The following is a 16527-nucleotide window of genomic DNA, read 5'->3' as shown; positions in this document are numbered from 1 at the left end:
CTCCATTATCGGGAAGCTCCGCCATGCGTCTGGACAACTCACGCCAAAGCGAAAACATAGAAGACCGCCGCGGGCAGCGCATCCGGCTTGGGGGGCGCGGTGGCAAAATCGGCATCGGCACGATCGTGCTGGCGCTGATCGCCATGTACTTCGGCATCGATCCCGGTGTCGTCCTGCAAAATGCCGGTGCGCCTGAGGAATCCACCTACGACATGCAGCCTGGCTCTACCCCGGCGCCCACCCCGCAAACCCTGTTTGTGTCGCGCGTGCTGGCCGACACGGAAGACACCTGGGGCGCGCTGTTCCAGCAGCAGGGCTGGGGCACTTATCGCGAACCGACGCTCGTGCTGTTTTCGGGTGCCACGCCCACCGCCTGCGGCACCGGCCAGGCCGCCATGGGGCCATTCTATTGCCCCGCTGACAGCAAGGTTTACCTCGATCTTTCCTTCTTCAGCCAGATGGAACAAGAACTCGGCGCAGCGGGCGATTTCGCGCAAGCCTACGTGATCGCGCATGAAGTCGCGCACCATGTGCAGAATCAACTCGGCATCAGCAGCCAGGTCGAGCTCGCGCGCCACCGCAACCCCGAAACCGCCAACCAGATGTCGGTACGCACCGAACTGCAGGCTGATTGCCTCGCGGGTGTATGGGGGCGGCATAGCGCCACCCAACGCAATACGCTCGAAGAAGGCGACATCGAAGAAGCGCTGAACGCAGCCAGCCAGATCGGCGACGACGGTCTGCAAAGGAGGGGCCAGGGTTATGTTGTGCCTGATTCTTTCACGCACGGCAGCTCGGCCCAGCGTGTGCGGTGGTTCACACGCGGATTCAAGTCGGGTGACCCAGACGTGTGCGATACCTTCAACGCCTCTGCCCTATAAGCGGGCTGCACCGGTACGCGCGAGCGTTCCGGCTACCGATAGGTGGCCAGTGCGGATTTCACGATACGCCGCGGGCAAACACGCCCGGCCGCACCGCCTGCAATACCGCCTGCATTACACCGGCTGCACCGCGGCAGCATGCTACTTCATGCCCGGCTGGCTGGATGATGAGCCGCCATACCCGCCCCCCGAAGGCATCTCCGGTACGCGCGAGCGTTCCGGCTACCGATAGGTGGCCAGTGCGGATTTCACGATACGCCGCGGGCAAACACGCCCGGCCGCACCGCCTGCAATACCGCCTGCATTACACCGGCTGCACCGCGGCAGCATGCTACTTCATGCCCGGCTGGCTGGATGATGAGCCGCCATACCCGCCCCCCGAAGGCATCTGGCCTGAAGGCATCTGGCCCGAAGGCATCTGGCCCGAAGGCATTTGGCCTGAAGGCATGTTCGAAGACGGCATATTGGACGAGGGCATGTTCGAGGACGGCATCGCGCCCGAGGGCGTTCCCGTGGCGGGCGTACTGGTGCTGTTGCCAACCTGATCCGCCGGGACAGTGGTTTCTTTAATGGTAAGCGTGGGCTTAATGTCGATTTTCTGCGCCTCGATCCACGCCCGATGCCGAGCCGAATCATCGTGCGCGTTGGCGGCCGCAAACGGCACCGCCATCAGGGCGGCAATCAAAAGCGTCTTGTGCATTTTCTTCACAGTAGCTGCTCCTTGAAAACGAAATCCCACATAAGTTATATATCGGTGCCCGCATCCGCTTCACCACTCGCGTAACATCGACCGATGTGACGGCGGCATCGGGCAATGACTGCGCAAGCAAATGACATGCCTGACGAGCCGGATCGCCGCGGCACACCCTGCCACCGCTCAATATTGCACGGCGTCACACCCGAACCCAATGCGCGCCCGATCAGTCTCATCGCGCGGCTTGCATACAGCTGAATTCGTGCTAGAATCTCGATTCTCTTACGGTTTGTCTGTCATCCGGCCTGCTTTATTGGCCACACCTACAAACCGCAATGGTGACCGTAGCTCAGTTGGTAGAGTCCCGGATTGTGATTCCGGTTGTCGTGGGTTCGAGCCCCATCGGTCACCCCAGAATTCATGCGGGTTTCGGTAGTTTCATGAAATCCGCAAATGGTGAAAAGTCATCAACTTGGTGACAACACCAGTAAAAAGCCCGCCATAATTGCGGGCTTTTTTGTGTTTCAAATACTGTAAAGGCACAGTATTGCGGCGCTCAAATACGCACACTCACCTGGCGCTATACGCCTCCCTGCCCCATTTGGCCTTAAAGCGCATTTCCATCTCATTGCACGCAGCGGCGTTGGGTGCGTTCTCGCTCACTGCAGCAGACCTGAGGTTAAAGTCCTTCCAGCATACTTCGATCGCCGCGCGGTGTTGCGCCATTTCATTGCTGCTGGATTCATTGAGCAGGCCGAAGCGCCAGGCCAAAAACGCGGCTAAGCCAACAAGCGCGATCGAGATTTTCAAGAGCGCGGACAAAGACCTCGCCTTGACGTTGGCATTGCCCGACGCGGCCAATCCGTCCGACACGTCGTCGTCCAGGCTCGAGAAACAGAAACGGCACCGCATGGCGTCCGCATCAATCGTTTCCCGACAGTACGGGCAGCTCTTCTCTAAATTCGTTTGTGCTCCGTCCATACAAAGTATCTTTTAAGTTATTTTTGTTACATGAATGGCAACATTCAGTGCCCGGCCCCGTCAGCCTCGACACCACCCAGAATCATATCCAGCGCGATATCCACTTGTATGATTTGCACGAGGGCCAGTGCGGCACCGGTGATCGTTATAGCTTGTAGCATGCTTGCGCTGTTTCAAGCCGTTGAATTAAGGCAGATTTCAGGCCCAATCCGCTATTGCATGCCGATGCACGTGCGCGCCCATGCGCAGTGATCCCGGGCGTGCTTTCGGGCTGCTGCCAGACGTTCCAACCACTCAAGCGCGGGATACCCGATATACTCAGCGTTGACTCCTAATCCCGCGTGGCGGCGGCACGGCCGCTGCCGCCCGCACGCCCTCTTCCACTGCCATGGTCATCAGCTGGGTTACGCTCCAATACCTGTTCAATGAGTACTGGCCTCATGCCGTGTTCCTGCTGAGCCTTGTGGTGGGCGGCACGGCGGCGGTGCACGCTGCAATGACCAAGAACGATGTGCGGGCAGCGATCGCCTGGGTGGGGGTCATCATTATGTCGCCCCTGCTGGGGCCCTTGCTTTATCTGATTGCAGGCATCAATCGGGTGCGCCAGGAGCATATCTCTGACCAGCAAAATCGCTATCTGAAGGATTGGGCCAGCAACCCTGTACTGCCCATTGCGCGAACCGACGAGCTGGATGCGCCGCAACTCGAATCGCTGCGGGTGGCGGGCGACCGCATCAGCCAATTTCCCTTGCGTGCCGGTAATCAGATCACACTGCTGCGCGGCGGCGATGAGACGTATCCGGCCATGACCGCGGCCATCGATGCAGCACAGCGATCCATTGCTCTGCAGACATATATATTCGATAACGACACCGAGGGCCGCAAGATTGCTGAGGCGCTGGCGCGCGCCCATGCACGCGGCGTCAAAGTGCGGGTACTGATCGATGCAGTGGGGTCGCGTTATTCGCGCCCGCCCATCATCCGCCTGCTGCGCCGCATGGACGTGCCCTGCGCGCTGTTCATGACCAACCCCTGGGGCATGCGCATGCCCTACGCCAATTTGCGCAGCCACCGAAAAATTCTGGTGATCGACGGTTGTACCGCGTTTACTGGCGGCATGAATATCCGCAATGAATTCGCCACCGAAGCGGCGGGCGCAGAGGTGTGCATGGATACGCACTTTCGCATCGAGGGGCCGGTTGTGCTGCAGCTGATGTCAGTGTTTGCGCACGACTGGGCATTCACGACCCGGGAAGAGCTCCCGCTTGAGCTGTGGTCGTGCAGTGTTTGGCCGACAAACGGCCAGATGATGGCGGCGCGCTGCATCCGCTCTGGGCCCGACCGCTACATTGTCCGCACGCACAATATGCTGTTGGCCGCGTTCTCGGCCGCGCAACACCATATCCGCATCCAGTCGCCCTACTTTCTGCCCGACCAGGTGCTGCTGGGCGCGATCAATACCGCAGCCCGGCGCGGCATTACCGTGGATATTGTGATTCCGGGCCGCAATAACCTGCGCCTGGTCAATTATGCAATGACGGCGCAGCTCGACCAGGTGATACGCAGCGGCGCGCGGGTGTGGCGCGCCCGGGGTAATTTCGATCACTCGAAGCTGATCACCATCGACGGCGCCTGGTCGTATGTCGGGTCGTCAAATCTGGATCCGCGCAGCCTGCGGCTCAACTTTGAACTCGACATGGAAATCTACAGCCGCGAGATGGCTGCGCGCATCGAACACATCATCGATCAAGAGATTGCGCACGCCGACGAGGTAACGCTGCCATCGCTGGCGCAGATCCCTTTTCGCAAGCAGTTGCGCAACCGCATCATCTGGCTGGCCAGCCCATATCTCTGAGCCTTCTCTCTGAGCCTTCGCGGAAGGCGGCACGGCACGCGCGGCTGCGTCAGTTTCCACGGCGCGAGAGGCGGTACTTCACCGTCGCGCGCATGGAAGCACGAATGAGGCCTGGTACCGAAAGCAGGCCGACACGCGTCATGCAGCATGCATGGGAGCGCCAGCCCGCCTGCACACGGTCGCCGCGCCCAGGCCCGCAGCCTACAACGCTGGCCCCATCAGGGTATCGGGCAACCACGTTACGATGCCCGGAAAGATGCACAGAATGACGATAGCCAGCATCATCACCAGCACGTAAGGCAGCGCGCCCCAGAGAATGTCGCGGGTGGGCACGTCGGGCGCAATTGCGTTGAGTACAAACAGGTTCAACCCCACAGGCGGCGAAATCAGGCCAATTTCCATATTGATGGTCAACACCACCGCAAACCAATAAGGATCGAAGCCCGCCTGAGTGATGATGGGAAACAGCAGCGGCGCCGACATCACGATAATGGCAACTGGCGGCAGAAACATGCCCGATACAAGCAGGAACACGTTGATGATCGCCATCAGCGCCCAGCGATTGATTTCCAGCGCTGCGATCGTGGCTGCCAGCGATTGCGTGATGTACAGCGAGGACAGGGCAAATGCGAACAGCTCGGCCGACGCCATGATCATCATGATCATGACGCTTTCGCGCATCGCTGAACCGAAAATCCCCGTGAAATCGCGCATGCGGAACAGCCGGTAGGTCACCACCACAACCACCAGCGTCAGCATGGCGCCCGCCCCGGCGGCTTCGGAGGGCGTTGCCACGCCGCCATACAGCACGAACATCATGCCAGCGATGATGACCAATATGGGCAATACGCGCGGCACGGTTTCCAGGCGCTCACGCAGCGAATACCGCACATTCTCCAGTCGGAAATGAAAGCCCTTGTTGCGCGCGTCGATCAAGGCCCAGGCCATGAACATCGCGGTAAGCAGCAGGCCCGGCATCACGCCCGCCAAAAACAGCCTGCCGATCGATGTCTGGGTGGCAATGCCATAGACAATCATGGTGACGGAAGGCGGGATCAATATGCCAAGTGTGCCGCCTGCGGCGATGGAACCCGTGGCAACGGAATTGGGATAACCGCGTTTTCGCATTTCAGGAATGCCCATTTTTCCAATCGCGGCACAGGTGGCGGGGCTTGACCCCGTCATGCCTGAAAAGATCGCGCAGGCACCGATATTGGAGAGCACCAGTCCGCCGGGCACTTTGTAGAGCCAGCGGTCCAGCGCCTTGTAAAGGTCGCCTCCCGCAGGGGTGCCTGCAACAATGGCCCCCATCAATACGAACATCGGTATCGCCACGTAAGCCAGGTTGGCAATGCCTGCAAACATGGTTTCAGTAATGACATAGATGACATCCGGCCCCATGTCGAAGAACAAGCCGGCGATGGCCGCCAGCCCGAGCGCGAAGGCGATGGGCATGCCCGAGCATAGCAGCACGCATAGAAAGGCAACGAGCAGAATTCCAGCGAGGGTAGGCGTCATGCTTGATCTCCGGCCAGCTTGATGAGTTCAGCGATGTACTGCAGGCACAGCAGCATAAAGCCCGCAAACATAGGCGCCAGCGGCATCCACAGCGGCACGGCCGCGACGCTGGGGGTAGTCCATCCGCCTTCTACAGCCTCGTATAGATGCAGGCCGGTGGCGGCTGCCATGACAAGGCAGAACACCAGCCCGCACAGTGCGCCGCCCTGCTCCATACGACGGCGCACGGGTGGCTTGACCAACAATTGGATGACGTCGACGCCAACGTGGCCGCGGGTAAGCAGCACATACGGCGCGCCAAGGAAAATTGCCGCAGTCGCGCTGAAGACGACGGCTTCGGTCTGCCACACAGTCGCCGCGCGAAGGAAATAACGGATGACGATCATCTCGCAAACCACCAGCATGGCGAAGGTCAGCAGCAGGGCCGACAAAACACCGCACAGGCGGGAGATACGCTCGATGACCGCGATAAAGGTCTGAGACATAGAGAGGGTTCTTCCACTGTTCAAGAAACGAAAGGCGACGTCCGCAGGCGGCTGCGCTGGTGGCCCCAACCAGACCGCACCGCGCGGCCGCCCAGCCCCCAGCATCTGCCAGCGGCCGATGCTGCCCCGTTGCCGCCGTAGGCGCCGTGGCCACTTTGGCTGCTTGGCTGCTTTGACTACCGTTGCTGCTGGAGGCGCTCAGCGGCCGCCGATGCGGCTCACTTCACGGCCAGCGCCTTGTCCAGCAACTCCTTGCCGCCCTTCACTTTCTCTGCGAAATTTTTGTAGGAAGACTCCTTGGCGATCTTCATCCACGCGTCATAGTCTTGCGGCGACATTGTCACCACCTCCACGCCCGCCTTTTTGAAGGTGTCGACCATCTTCTGCTCGCCCTTGCGGGACTCGCCGACAAAGTAGGTCTCGGCTTTCTTGCCGGCCGCCAGGATGACATCGCGCTGCTGCGGGGTAAGCTTGTCGAACACTTTCTTGGACATGATGACCGGTTCGTACATGAACCACAGCGCGTTCTCGCCGGGCGCGGTCAAGCACTTCACTTGCTCGTAGATGCGGTACGACACAAAACTGTCGTTGGAAGTATTGGTGGCATCCAGCACGCCGGTCTGCATGGCGGTGTAGATTTCCGAGGAGGGCATGGATGAGATGCTGGCGCCGGCGGCGGCCAGCATCTGCTCAAATGCAGGGCCGGCCGCGCGCACCACCTGCCCCTTGATGGTATCGGGACTGGTGATACACGTTTTCTTGGAGGCAAAACCACCCGCCAGCCAGGCATCCGCAATCACCACCGCGCCTTTCTCTTCGATGATATCTTTGATTTCCTTCATGAAATCCGACTTGTTCAGCCGCTGCGCGTGGTCGTAGTTGCGCACCAGGCCAGGCATGAGTGTGGCTGAGAACTGTGGTACGCGCCCCGAGGCATAGTCAAGCGGGAAGGACGACATATCGAGCTGGCCTCGCGTGAGCGCGCCCCACTGCTCGGTGGCCTTGTAGAGCGATGAAGAAGGGAATACCTGTATCTTCAGCCCCACGTTGGCATTGCCCACCTCACGGGCGATGATCTGCACCATCTCGTCGCGAGGATCACCCTGCCCGCCGGGAAACTGGTGCGATGCCCGCAATGTGGTTTCGGCCGACGCCACGCCGGTGGCGGCGGCCAGGATCGCAGCTGTGGCTGCATAGCGAAATACCGTGTGCATGATTTGTCTCCTCGAATTATGGTTGTTGCCACGTGATTGAGGTACTGCGCGTGGTAAAGCCGCCGGCGCCCTCCTAAAGCGCCTTGAATTGCTCCCTGAGTACGTTCTTCTGCACCTTGCCCATGGTATTGCGTGGAAGCTGGTCGATGAAGTGGATACGCTTGGGCACTTTAAAGTTGGCCAGGTTTTGCTTGAGCCCCGCCCATATAACTTCCGCATCCGGTGTTTCGCCGGGACGCGGCACGATGACCGCCACCACCGCCTCGCCGAAATCAGGGTGAGGAACGCCGATGACAGCCGATTCATTGACACCCGGCAAGGTGTCAATCAACAACTCGATCTCCTTGGGGTAGACGTTGTAGCCGCCGGAAATAATCAAGTCTTTGCTGCGCCCCACGATGCTGAGGTAGTCGACAGGGACGTCTTTGCCGCCCCACTGCCCCACATCACCCGTCTTGAACCAGCCATCCGGGGTGAATTCTTCGCGGGTCTTTTCGGGCATGCGCCAGTAGCCCGAGAACACATTGGGCCCGCGGACCTGTACGTTGCCAATCTCGCCCGCGGGCAGGGGCTGGAGCGCGTCGTCCACAACGCGCACCGATACGCCCGGCAAGGGCTTGCCGACGGTGCCCGCAATGCGCGGCCCTTGGGCACGCTCGTAGGGGTTGGACGTCAGCATAACGGTCTCGCTCATGCCATAGCGTTCAAGGATCGTGTGGCCGGTGCGCTGCTGGAACTGGGTGAAGGTTTCAGCCAGGAGTGGCGCCGAACCGGAAATGAACAGTCGCATATTGGCGCACACATCTTTGCCGAAACGCGGGTCGGCCAGCAGGCGCACATAATACGTGGGCACACCCATCAGCACGGTGCTGCGCGGCAGGTACTCCAGCGCCTTGGCGACGTCCAGTTTGGGCAACCAGATCATGCGCGCCCCCGCCAGCAGTGCGCCGTGCGACGCCACGAACAGGCCATGCACATGGAAGATGGGCAGCATATGCAGCAAAACGTCATCAGATCGCCAGCCCCAGTACTGATGCAGTACCTGGGCGTTGGAGGCCAGGTTGGCATGCGACAGCATGGCACCCTTGCTGCGCCCGGTGGTACCCGATGTGTACAGAATGGCCGCCAAGTCATCCGGCGCGCGGTGCACGGTTTCAAAACCAGGCGCTTGGCTTGCGGCGGCCACGGCCAGGCTGCCGCTGCCGTCGGCGTCCAGCGTATACACATGCGGCGTACCAGCCTTGGCGGCCAGCTCGCTGATCCACACGTGGCTGGCGCTGTCGCACACCACTACCGATGGTTCGGCGTCTGTCAGAAAGTACTCGACCTCGGCAGCCCGATATGCCGTATTGAGCGGCAGATAAACCAGGCCGGCCCGCAGCGTGGCCAGATACAGCATCAGCGCTTCCGGCGATTTTTCGACCTGCACGGCCACGCGCGCGCCAGCCGGCAGATGCAGTGCATGCAACAATGCCGCCAACCGCCCGCTGATGTCATCGATATCGTGCCAGGTATAGACGCGGTCGGGTGTTTCGATCGCGACCGCCGTGCGATCCGCCGGGAACCCCGAAGCCAGCAGTGCGTACAAATTGGCGTTGCCTTCCAACGTTTATTCTCCTGTAAAGACCGGCTCGCGACCGGCCAGAAATGCCGCCACGCCTTCACGATGATCGTGGCTTTCGGCATACATAAAAAATTGTTCAAGCTCCGCACGGCCCAACGCCTCGGCCGAGCTCGACAGCCTCGCCGCAGTACGCTTGTTGATGCGGGCCGCCAACGGCGCGCCGCGTGCAATACGGTGCGCCACACGCAGTGTTTCGGTGGCCACCTCGCCGTCAGCCATAATGCGATTGACCAAGCCCTTGTCCTTGGCCTCCTCTGCGCCAAACACCCTGCCTTCGAGCAGAATTTCCAGGGTGACCGCACGCCCGACCAGCGCCAGCAGGCCGCGCATCTCGCCGGGCGCCATGGGGAAACCCAGGCGATTGATCGGCACACCGAAGCGCGACGATGCCGCAGCGTAACGCATGTCGCACTGGCTGGCGAGCTCCAGCCCGCCGCCCACGCACACGCCCTCAATCTGGGCCAGAACGGGGTGCCGGCAGGCGGCGACGGCGTGCAGGGCGGGGGCGAGGATGCCTTCGTGATAATGCATCACACCAGCCAGGGTGCCGCGTTCGCGTGGAAATTCGCTGATGTCCGCGCCCGCTGCAAATTGTCCGTCGGCGCCGCGCAGCACGACGCAGCGCAGCGACTCGTCGGCATCCAGGCGGGTGAACACATCGCGCACGGCGTGCCACATGGCCACGGTAATAGCATTGAGACGGCCCGGATGGCTAAGCGTCACGGTAGCAACCGCGCCCTCGCGCTCAAGCAGAACTCGACCTGACGGCGATGCGGGATGAGTCTCTACAGCCATCGCAGGTTCATCCCGGTTCTGGGTTTTCCGGCAGCCAACTGGGCGAGGTTTTCGTCCAGCTCGTCCGGCACGTATTGGTAGTTGACCATCAGCCCGCACGACTGCGACATGCCTTTGGCGGAGCAGTCGGCCGCCCAGTTGATGCGCTCGATACGGGCGCCGTTGCCCAAATGGAAGCGCGCCACTGGGTCAATCGGTTGGCCGTTCTTCATGGTTTTGAGGTAATGCGCCGCCAACCGCATGCCCGCTTTCTGCAGGCTGCCGTCGCTGCCCTGGCCCGCTGCGGCAGCCGCCTGCAGACGCTGCACCCAAGTCGCACCCGCCTGCGGATCATCCTGGGCGCGCAGCTTTTCGGCCTTGTCGTTCAGCAAAGCCTGCATAGCCTTGCCATCCAGCTTGCTCAGCCAGTCTACGAAGCCCGGTATGGGTGACAGCGTGGCAAAGTTTTTCAGGCGCGGCAGCTCTGCCACCAGCGCCTCGATGACACGCTTAAGCAAAAAATTGCCAAAACTAATGCCGCGCAAGCCCGGCTGTGTATTTGAAATCGAATAGAAAATCGCCCAGCGCGCCTTATCGGGGCTATCGGCCGGTACGTGCGGATCCAGCAGCAACTGTACGTTGCCAGCCATATGGGGGGCGAACGCCACTTCAACAAAAATCAACGGCACGTCGTTCATGCGGGGATGGAAGAAGGCGTAGCATCGGCGGTCAGCGGCTACGCGATGCTTGAGCTCGTCCCATGAATGGATCTCATGCACGGCCTCATACTGGATCAGTTTTTCAAGCAGGGACGCCGGCGAATCCCAAGTGATGGGCCGCAGTTCCAGCATGCCGACATCGAACCAACTGGACAGCAGGCTCTCCAGCTCGCGCTCCATGACAGCCAACCCCGCCACCTGATTGCGCCAGCGCAGCATATCGGCCCGCAACTCAACCAGCAGCCGCAGGTTTTCGGCTTGCGCATACAGACGCTTGAACAGGCGCTGCCCCAAATCATCGCGCGGTTCGAGTGTGGCGCTCGCCTGAGCCAACGCCGCCAGCAGCGCGCGGCGCACCTTGCCGTCGGCGACCGCATAGCGAGCCGCCCATTGCTTGGCCAACTTGTTGGCGGCACCATCAGTCAATCGGGCGGTGAACAGCGGCGCCAGATCTTCGGGCGCAGGCGCATGATCGCGGTCGAACCAACGGCCCAGGCGCGCCAACAGATTCTGGGCGGCCTTCTCCGTCTTGCCCAGTACGCCAGTCGTCGCTGCCGCCGCTTCCGCATCCGCCGTGCCGTTGGACGCCGCGTTTTCAGGCTGGGCTGCCGCCATCGGCACCAGGGCGCCGGGTTCGGCAGGTATGGTGCCGGGCTTATCCTTGTCTTGCAAAACCATGGCTCATCCTCCGGTTTCCAGGGGCGCCAACGCCCCATCCGCAGCCCGCTCACCATCCCGTCGGGCAAGGCAGTGCAGCACATCGAGCTGGCGCATAAGATGTTTGCGCGTCAGCGCTTCGGCTCCTTCCGGGTCGCGCGCCTTGAGCGCGGCGAATATCGCCATATGCTCTGCGCAGGACTCATTGATGCGGCCCGGCCAAGCCAGGCTTTTGTGACGCGACAGACTCAGCACCTTGCGCAGATTGTCGATCAGGTCCGATAGCCAGGGATTGTCAGCCAGGGCCTGCACAGCCTCATGGATCACCGCATTGGCGGCGTAGTACTGGTCAATGTCTCCCGCCGCCGCCATCTCGCACAGCCGCTGATGCAGCGGTTCTAGGCGGGCCAGATCATCGTCGGTGAGCGTGCGCGCGGCCTCGAAGGCGCAGCGCCCTTCCAGCATCGCCATCAGCGGAAAAATATGATCCAGGTCACGGGCGGACAACTGGTTGACGAAACAGCCTCGGCGCGGCTCCAACCGCAACAGACCCTCGGCCACCAGTACTTTGAGCGCTTCGCGCAGCGGCGTACGAGAGATGCCTAGCGACGCAGTGAGGCGCACCTCATCTATCCATTCGCCGGCCTGCAATTCGCCGGCCTGGATCATTGCCCGCAGGCGATCTGCGACCTCTTGGTAGAGCACTTGCTGGATGATGCGAGAAGCCATCGCCGCCTCCATCAGACCGGAATTGCAAGGTGCGGCTATTTGCCGTCACCAATGCATAGGTCGATAATAATTCATAATTATGGAGACAACCAGCGTGAGGCACCAGGGTTTTCCCACCCGCTTTTCCCGCCCCGCATTGCCTGCCTGGCCCGTCATTCTTCACGCACTCTGGAGCCCTTGCATGACATCCGCCGACGCGCCCCTTCCCTCCGACAATCCTCAATCCCTCGGCTGCGAGGGGCCCGCCTGGCACGATGGAACCGCCGTGTTGCACGCCGATGCCGGCCTGTCGGGCAGCTCTGCTGTCGTACCGCCCATCTATTACAGCGCCACGTACCGCGCGGACTCGCCCGAGGAGTTCGCCGACATGACAACCACGCCCCGCCATCCGGCGTTCTATTCGCGCTACGGCAACCCCGGCTACAAACATGTCGAGACCATTCTGGCCAGCCTGGAGGGTACCGAAACAGCATTGCTGATGGCGTCAGGCATGGGCGCGGTCAGCACCACTGTGCTGGCACTGGTTGGCAAGGGCGATCATGTGATTGCACAGCGCAAGCACTACATGAGCACTGCCAAGTTGTTCGAGGAAGTGCTGCCCCGCTTCGGCGTCGAATCGACACTGGTCGACCAGACGGATACAGCGGCACTGGCCGCCGCGATTCGCCCCAATACGCGTCTCATTATGGTGGAGACGCCGGTCAACCCCACTTTGTCGCTCACAGACCTGGAGGCCGTTGCCGCGCTCGCGCGCCCGCGCGGCATCCTGACGGTGGCTGACAACACCTTCGCCACGCCATTGAATCAACGGCCGCACGATCTGGGCATCGACATCGTCGTGCATAGCGCCACCAAGTATTTTGGCGGCCATCACGATATCACCGCCGGCGCAGTGTGTTGCAGCGACGAGCTGGCCGAAAGAATCTGGGCCATGCACATCACGCTGGGCGCTGTACTATCGCCCATGGATAGCTGGCTGCTATTGCGCGGCCTGCGCACGCTGCCGCTGCGCATGGAGCGGATCAACGCCAATGCGCTGGGAGTCGCCCAATGGCTTGAACAGCAACCACAGATTGAGCACGTGTACTACCCCGGCCTGCAGAGCCACCCCCAGCACGAACTGGCTACACGGCAGATGAAGGGCTATGGCGCGGTGATTGCTTTCGCGCTGAAAGGCGGGTATTGCGCCACACAACGCTTCGTGTCGGCGCTGCGCCTGGCCACCCACGCGGTAAGCTTGGGCGGCGTCGAAACCTTGGCTGTACATACGGCAGCCATGTGGGCCAGCACCATGACCGAGGCGCAGATGCGAACCGCGGGCATAGAACCCAACTTCGTACGCATGTCGGTGGGCATCGAGCATATCGACGACCTGAAAACCGACCTGCATCAGGCGCTGCGAGCCGCTGGGACGGCTGGCACGGCATAACAGCATCAATGCAGGACGTTGCGAGACCCGCGGCGCCCGAGCGCATGAAAGCGGTATCGACGATGATGCGATGTCAGTATTTGAGCGTAATGCCGCCGTCCACCACTAACTCGATGCCTGTCACATACCTGGACTCGTCGGAGGCCAGGAACACGGCTGCATGGGCAACATCCCAGGCATCGCCCATATGCCCCATTGGTACCTGGTTATCCCGCTCGCGCCACATTTTCGCCACGTCGCCCCCCGCGTATTCGACGGCAAGGCTGGCTGCATTCTCGACCATAGGCGTCTTCATGAGGCCAGGCAGAATCGCGTTGACGCGCACCTTGTCTTTGGCGTACTCGACGGCTGTCATACGAGTCATGTGATTCATTGCCGCTTTTGTAGTCGAATATGTGACATACGATACGCCGGTATAGCGCAACGATGCGATAGATGAAATATTGATGATAGAGCCCCCACCCTGCTCCCGCATGGCGGGGATAAACTGTTTCATGGCCAGATAACAGCTTTTCAGGTTGATCGCGTACACGCGATCCCACTCGCTTTCATCGAGCTCAACCACACCACCAACGCTCACAATACCGACGTTGTTGTTCAAGATATCGACCTTGCCGAAACGAGCAAACGCCTGCCGCTGCACTGCGGCAATATCGTCCAGCCGCGTGACATCCGCCTGCACCGCGAACGCATGCCCGCCCTCGCCGACAATAATACGTGCAGTTTCCGCCGCCGCATCCACGTTGCGGTCTGCGCATACAACGTGCGCTCCCTCGCGTGCGAATAATACGGCGGCGGCTTTGCCATTGCCCCAGCCGGGGCCGGCGGAGCCGGCGCCCATTACTACGGCTGTTTTACCTTCCAGACGCCCTGCCATACCAGCCTCCTCATCTTTGTTTCAATGCACGCATACACTGCGTGCTGCGTACATCGCGCCGCGGCGGCGCGGGCGCTACTTGCCCAGCATGTTGTCGGGCAGCCAGGTGACGATGATGGGAAAAAAGAACAGTATCAGCGTGGTCACGATTTCCATCACCACGAACCACCACGCACCACGAAAAATCTGCGTCAAGGGGGTGTCGCGGTCGATGCCCGCGATCACATATACGTTCAGACCCATCGGCGGGGTAATCAAGCCGATCTCGCACATCTTCACGGCCAGGATGCCGAACCAGATCGGGTCATAACCCAGCGACACGACGGTCGGAAACATGATGGGCAAGGTAATGACCAGCATCGAGAAGGCATCCAGAAACATGCCCAGCGGAAAATAGATTGCCAGCAGCAGGAAAATCACAGCCAACGGCGGAACGTCCGCTTCCACCACCGAGCTCGCAATCATCTGCGGAATCTGCGCCAAACTCAGGAAGTAACTGAAGATGCCTGCGCCTATCATGGTCAGCAAGATCATCACCGTCGTGGTGATCGAAGACCGGCAGCTTTCCAACAGGCGTGTCTTGAGTGTGGCGTGCGTCTGGCGCGAAAAAAGCAGCATCAAAAAGGCCATGAACGCCCCAACCGCGCCCGCCTCGGTTGGCGTGACGAACCCCAGGTAGATGCCGCCCAGCACTGCCGCAAACAACACCAGAATCTGCCACGCATCGCCCAACGCCCCCACGCGCCTGCCCCAGCTTTCAGGCTGTGGCAGATCGCCGGAGGCGCCTGCTTTGTGCGTAATGACCCAAATGCCCGCGATGAACACAGCCGTGGAGAGAATGCCTGGCAAAACGCCCGCCACCAGCATTTTTCCGGCGGAGACTTCAGTCAGCGCCGCATAGAATATAAGCAGTACGCTGGGCGGTATAAGAACGCCCAGCACGCCGCCCGCCGCTACGGCGCCCGCCGAGAGGCGCGGATCGTAACCCGCCTTGCGCATCTCGGGGATCGCTACGGCGCCCACTGTGGCGGCCGTGGCCACACTCGAGCCCGAGGTTGCGGCGAAACCGGCACAGGTGAGAATACTGGCCATGGCAAGGCCACCGGGACGGTGCCCCACCCACTTGCGCGCCACACCGAACAGCTTCTGCCCCACGCCCGCATGATGTGCAAACGCCCCCATGAGGATAAACAAAGGGATCACGGTCAGAAGATAGGACGCCGACTGATGATAGGAAAACGCCTTGAGGCGATTCAGCACGAAATCCAGATCCTCGATCATCACGATGCCAGCCACGCCTGCCAGGCCGAGCGCAGCGAACACTGGCGTACCAATCGCCATCAACAAAAAGATCAGGCAGGTTGCGACGGTCGTCGCCACGACGAAATCATCCATGATATTTCCTGTTCTTTGTCAGGGATTGGCATGCGCACGACCGGCCTGCGCGTCATCGCAGGATGGCGCAGCGCTGGCGTGAGAGACGGACCGCCCCGGGACGCCCCGCACCGCGACATACACAGCATGAAAAGCCATCTGTAGGAAACCGAACCAAAGGCCCACCGCCAGAACGATCTTGGCCCACCAGATCGGAAACTCGATATAGCCCCAACGAAACTCGCGGATGGAGAAGGAGTGGGCAGCCTCTTGCGTGGACGGTACAGCCAGGAAGAGCAGCAGCAGCGCGGCGAATGCCCAGGAGAGGGTCTCGGCCACCCGCGCCATGCGCGGTGACGCGCGATCCACCAGCATGGTGACGCGTATGTGCGCGTTGTCCAGACGGGTCCACCCCAACCCCAGAAACACCACCAGCACCATGCTCAGTTCTGCGAGCTCAAAGACGCCTGAAAGCGAGCGCCCCCATATGCTTCTGAACACAGCATCCGCTGTCGTGCCCAACATCAGAAACATCAGAAAAACCAGGGCGATTGCCCCCAGGAAATCCGATACCGCTTTGAAGAAATTTTCGAGTAGCCGCATAGGGCCCTCCTTCAGAATTTCGCATGACCCGCTCGACGAGCCTTCAAGGCCCCGACAGCCTGCGAACGCCGACGCGGCCGAAACCGCCGCGCCTGTGCGCTGCGGTTTCGGCT

Annotated in this window: 15 protein-coding genes and 1 tRNA gene; 5 read left to right on the top strand and 11 right to left on the bottom strand. The window is 61.0% G+C overall.

What is annotated here, in order from left to right; genetic code table 11:
• Positions 1-23 precede the first annotated feature (23 nt).
• From ypfJ to LOL23_RS13800, 3 genes are all read left to right on the top strand, one after another.
• Positions 24-881 carry a KPN_02809 family neutral zinc metallopeptidase gene (ypfJ, locus tag LOL23_RS13810; RefSeq protein ID WP_237173749.1) on the top strand — a complete coding sequence of 286 codons (858 nt, stop codon included), beginning with the start codon at positions 24-26 and terminating at the stop codon, positions 879-881.
• A gap of 338 nt (positions 882-1219) precedes the next feature.
• Entirely contained in the window at positions 1220-1426 is a 207-nt protein-coding gene (locus tag LOL23_RS13805) for a hypothetical protein (RefSeq protein ID WP_160978968.1), read from the top strand.
• 487 nt (positions 1427-1913) lie between these two features.
• Positions 1914-1989 (top strand) — tRNA-His (locus LOL23_RS13800).
• A 156-nt stretch (positions 1990-2145) separates the two neighbouring features.
• On the opposite strand, the gene LOL23_RS13795 is transcribed toward LOL23_RS13800, so the two are convergent.
• Positions 2146-2556 carry a hypothetical protein gene (locus LOL23_RS13795; RefSeq protein ID WP_160978966.1) on the bottom strand — a complete coding sequence of 137 codons (411 nt, stop codon included), beginning with the start codon at positions 2554-2556 and terminating at the stop codon, positions 2146-2148.
• 388 nt (positions 2557-2944) lie between these two features.
• Between LOL23_RS13795 and LOL23_RS13790 the strand changes: the two genes are divergently transcribed.
• Positions 2945-4411 (top strand): phospholipase D-like domain-containing protein, encoded by a 1467-nt coding sequence (locus LOL23_RS13790; RefSeq protein WP_160978964.1) that lies wholly within the window; start codon positions 2945-2947, stop codon positions 4409-4411.
• A gap of 201 nt (positions 4412-4612) precedes the next feature.
• On the opposite strand, the gene LOL23_RS13785 is transcribed toward LOL23_RS13790, so the two are convergent.
• The 7 genes from LOL23_RS13785 to LOL23_RS13755 form a co-directional block, all read right to left on the bottom strand.
• Positions 4613-5929 carry a TRAP transporter large permease gene (locus LOL23_RS13785; protein WP_160978962.1) on the bottom strand — a complete coding sequence of 439 codons (1317 nt, stop codon included), beginning with the start codon at positions 5927-5929 and terminating at the stop codon, positions 4613-4615.
• Positions 5926-6414: a TRAP transporter small permease subunit gene (locus LOL23_RS13780; protein ID WP_160978960.1), complete on the bottom strand. Its 489-nt coding sequence runs from the start codon at positions 6412-6414 to the stop codon at positions 5926-5928. The genes LOL23_RS13785 and LOL23_RS13780 overlap by 4 nt, the downstream gene beginning before the upstream one ends.
• A gap of 218 nt (positions 6415-6632) precedes the next feature.
• Positions 6633-7628, bottom strand: coding sequence for a TRAP transporter substrate-binding protein (locus LOL23_RS13775; RefSeq protein ID WP_237173748.1), 996 nt, complete (start codon positions 7626-7628; stop codon positions 6633-6635).
• A 73-nt stretch (positions 7629-7701) separates the two neighbouring features.
• Positions 7702-9234: a malonate--CoA ligase gene (locus LOL23_RS13770; protein ID WP_237173747.1), complete on the bottom strand. Its 1533-nt coding sequence runs from the start codon at positions 9232-9234 to the stop codon at positions 7702-7704.
• Positions 9235-9237: 3 nt separating this feature from the next.
• The gene (locus LOL23_RS13765) at positions 9238-10047 is read right to left on the bottom strand and encodes an enoyl-CoA hydratase/isomerase family protein (protein WP_160978954.1); all 810 of its coding nucleotides are present in this window, start codon (positions 10045-10047) and stop codon (positions 9238-9240) included.
• On the bottom strand, positions 10038-11360 hold the full coding sequence (locus LOL23_RS13760; RefSeq protein WP_160979322.1) for a malonyl-CoA decarboxylase domain-containing protein: 1323 nt from the start codon (positions 11358-11360) through the stop codon (positions 10038-10040). Before LOL23_RS13760 ends, LOL23_RS13765 begins: the two co-directional genes overlap by 10 nt.
• A gap of 66 nt (positions 11361-11426) precedes the next feature.
• Positions 11427-12131: a GntR family transcriptional regulator gene (locus LOL23_RS13755; RefSeq protein WP_160978952.1), complete on the bottom strand. Its 705-nt coding sequence runs from the start codon at positions 12129-12131 to the stop codon at positions 11427-11429.
• A gap of 181 nt (positions 12132-12312) precedes the next feature.
• Between LOL23_RS13755 and LOL23_RS13750 the strand changes: the two genes are divergently transcribed.
• Positions 12313-13560 carry a trans-sulfuration enzyme family protein gene (locus LOL23_RS13750; RefSeq protein WP_237173745.1) on the top strand — a complete coding sequence of 416 codons (1248 nt, stop codon included), beginning with the start codon at positions 12313-12315 and terminating at the stop codon, positions 13558-13560.
• Between the two features lie 73 nt (positions 13561-13633).
• On the opposite strand, the gene LOL23_RS13745 is transcribed toward LOL23_RS13750, so the two are convergent.
• The 3 genes from LOL23_RS13745 to LOL23_RS13735 form a co-directional block, all read right to left on the bottom strand.
• On the bottom strand, positions 13634-14437 hold the full coding sequence (locus tag LOL23_RS13745) for an SDR family NAD(P)-dependent oxidoreductase (protein WP_160978948.1): 804 nt from the start codon (positions 14435-14437) through the stop codon (positions 13634-13636).
• 75 nt (positions 14438-14512) lie between these two features.
• Positions 14513-15832, bottom strand: a complete 1320-nt coding sequence (locus LOL23_RS13740; RefSeq protein ID WP_160978946.1) for a TRAP transporter large permease — start codon at positions 15830-15832, stop codon at positions 14513-14515.
• An 18-nt stretch (positions 15833-15850) separates the two neighbouring features.
• The gene (locus tag LOL23_RS13735) at positions 15851-16414 is read right to left on the bottom strand and encodes a TRAP transporter small permease (protein ID WP_237173744.1); all 564 of its coding nucleotides are present in this window, start codon (positions 16412-16414) and stop codon (positions 15851-15853) included.
• Positions 16415-16527: the final 113 nt, after the last annotated feature.

The organism is Paracandidimonas lactea, assembly GCF_021653995.1.
GTDB lineage: Bacteria > Pseudomonadota > Gammaproteobacteria > Burkholderiales > Burkholderiaceae_B > Allopusillimonas > Allopusillimonas lactea.
This window is presented reverse-complemented; position numbering and strand designations above follow the sequence as displayed.

Excerpts from the sequence above, each read along its gene's own strand:
- ypfJ (WP_237173749.1), top strand. The coding sequence starts at position 24 with ATGCGTCTGGACAACTCACGCCAAAGCGAAAACATAGAAGACCGCCGC.
- LOL23_RS13805 (WP_160978968.1), top strand. The coding sequence starts at position 1,220 with ATGCCCGGCTGGCTGGATGATGAGCCGCCATACCCGCCCCCCGAAGGC.
- LOL23_RS13795 (WP_160978966.1), bottom strand. The coding sequence starts at position 2,556 with ATGGACGGAGCACAAACGAATTTAGAGAAGAGCTGCCCGTACTGTCGG.
- LOL23_RS13790 (WP_160978964.1), top strand. The coding sequence starts at position 2,945 with ATGGTCATCAGCTGGGTTACGCTCCAATACCTGTTCAATGAGTACTGG.
- LOL23_RS13785 (WP_160978962.1), bottom strand. The coding sequence starts at position 5,929 with ATGACGCCTACCCTCGCTGGAATTCTGCTCGTTGCCTTTCTATGCGTG.
- LOL23_RS13780 (WP_160978960.1), bottom strand. The coding sequence starts at position 6,414 with ATGTCTCAGACCTTTATCGCGGTCATCGAGCGTATCTCCCGCCTGTGC.
- LOL23_RS13775 (WP_237173748.1), bottom strand. The coding sequence starts at position 7,628 with ATGCACACGGTATTTCGCTATGCAGCCACAGCTGCGATCCTGGCCGCC.
- LOL23_RS13765 (WP_160978954.1), bottom strand. The coding sequence starts at position 10,047 with ATGGCTGTAGAGACTCATCCCGCATCGCCGTCAGGTCGAGTTCTGCTT.
- LOL23_RS13760 (WP_160979322.1), bottom strand. The coding sequence starts at position 11,360 with ATGGCGGCAGCCCAGCCTGAAAACGCGGCGTCCAACGGCACGGCGGAT.
- LOL23_RS13755 (WP_160978952.1), bottom strand. The coding sequence starts at position 12,131 with ATGGCTTCTCGCATCATCCAGCAAGTGCTCTACCAAGAGGTCGCAGAT.
- LOL23_RS13750 (WP_237173745.1), top strand. The coding sequence starts at position 12,313 with ATGACATCCGCCGACGCGCCCCTTCCCTCCGACAATCCTCAATCCCTC.
- LOL23_RS13745 (WP_160978948.1), bottom strand. The coding sequence starts at position 14,437 with ATGGCAGGGCGTCTGGAAGGTAAAACAGCCGTAGTAATGGGCGCCGGC.
- LOL23_RS13740 (WP_160978946.1), bottom strand. The coding sequence starts at position 15,832 with ATGGATGATTTCGTCGTGGCGACGACCGTCGCAACCTGCCTGATCTTT.
- LOL23_RS13735 (WP_237173744.1), bottom strand. The coding sequence starts at position 16,414 with ATGCGGCTACTCGAAAATTTCTTCAAAGCGGTATCGGATTTCCTGGGG.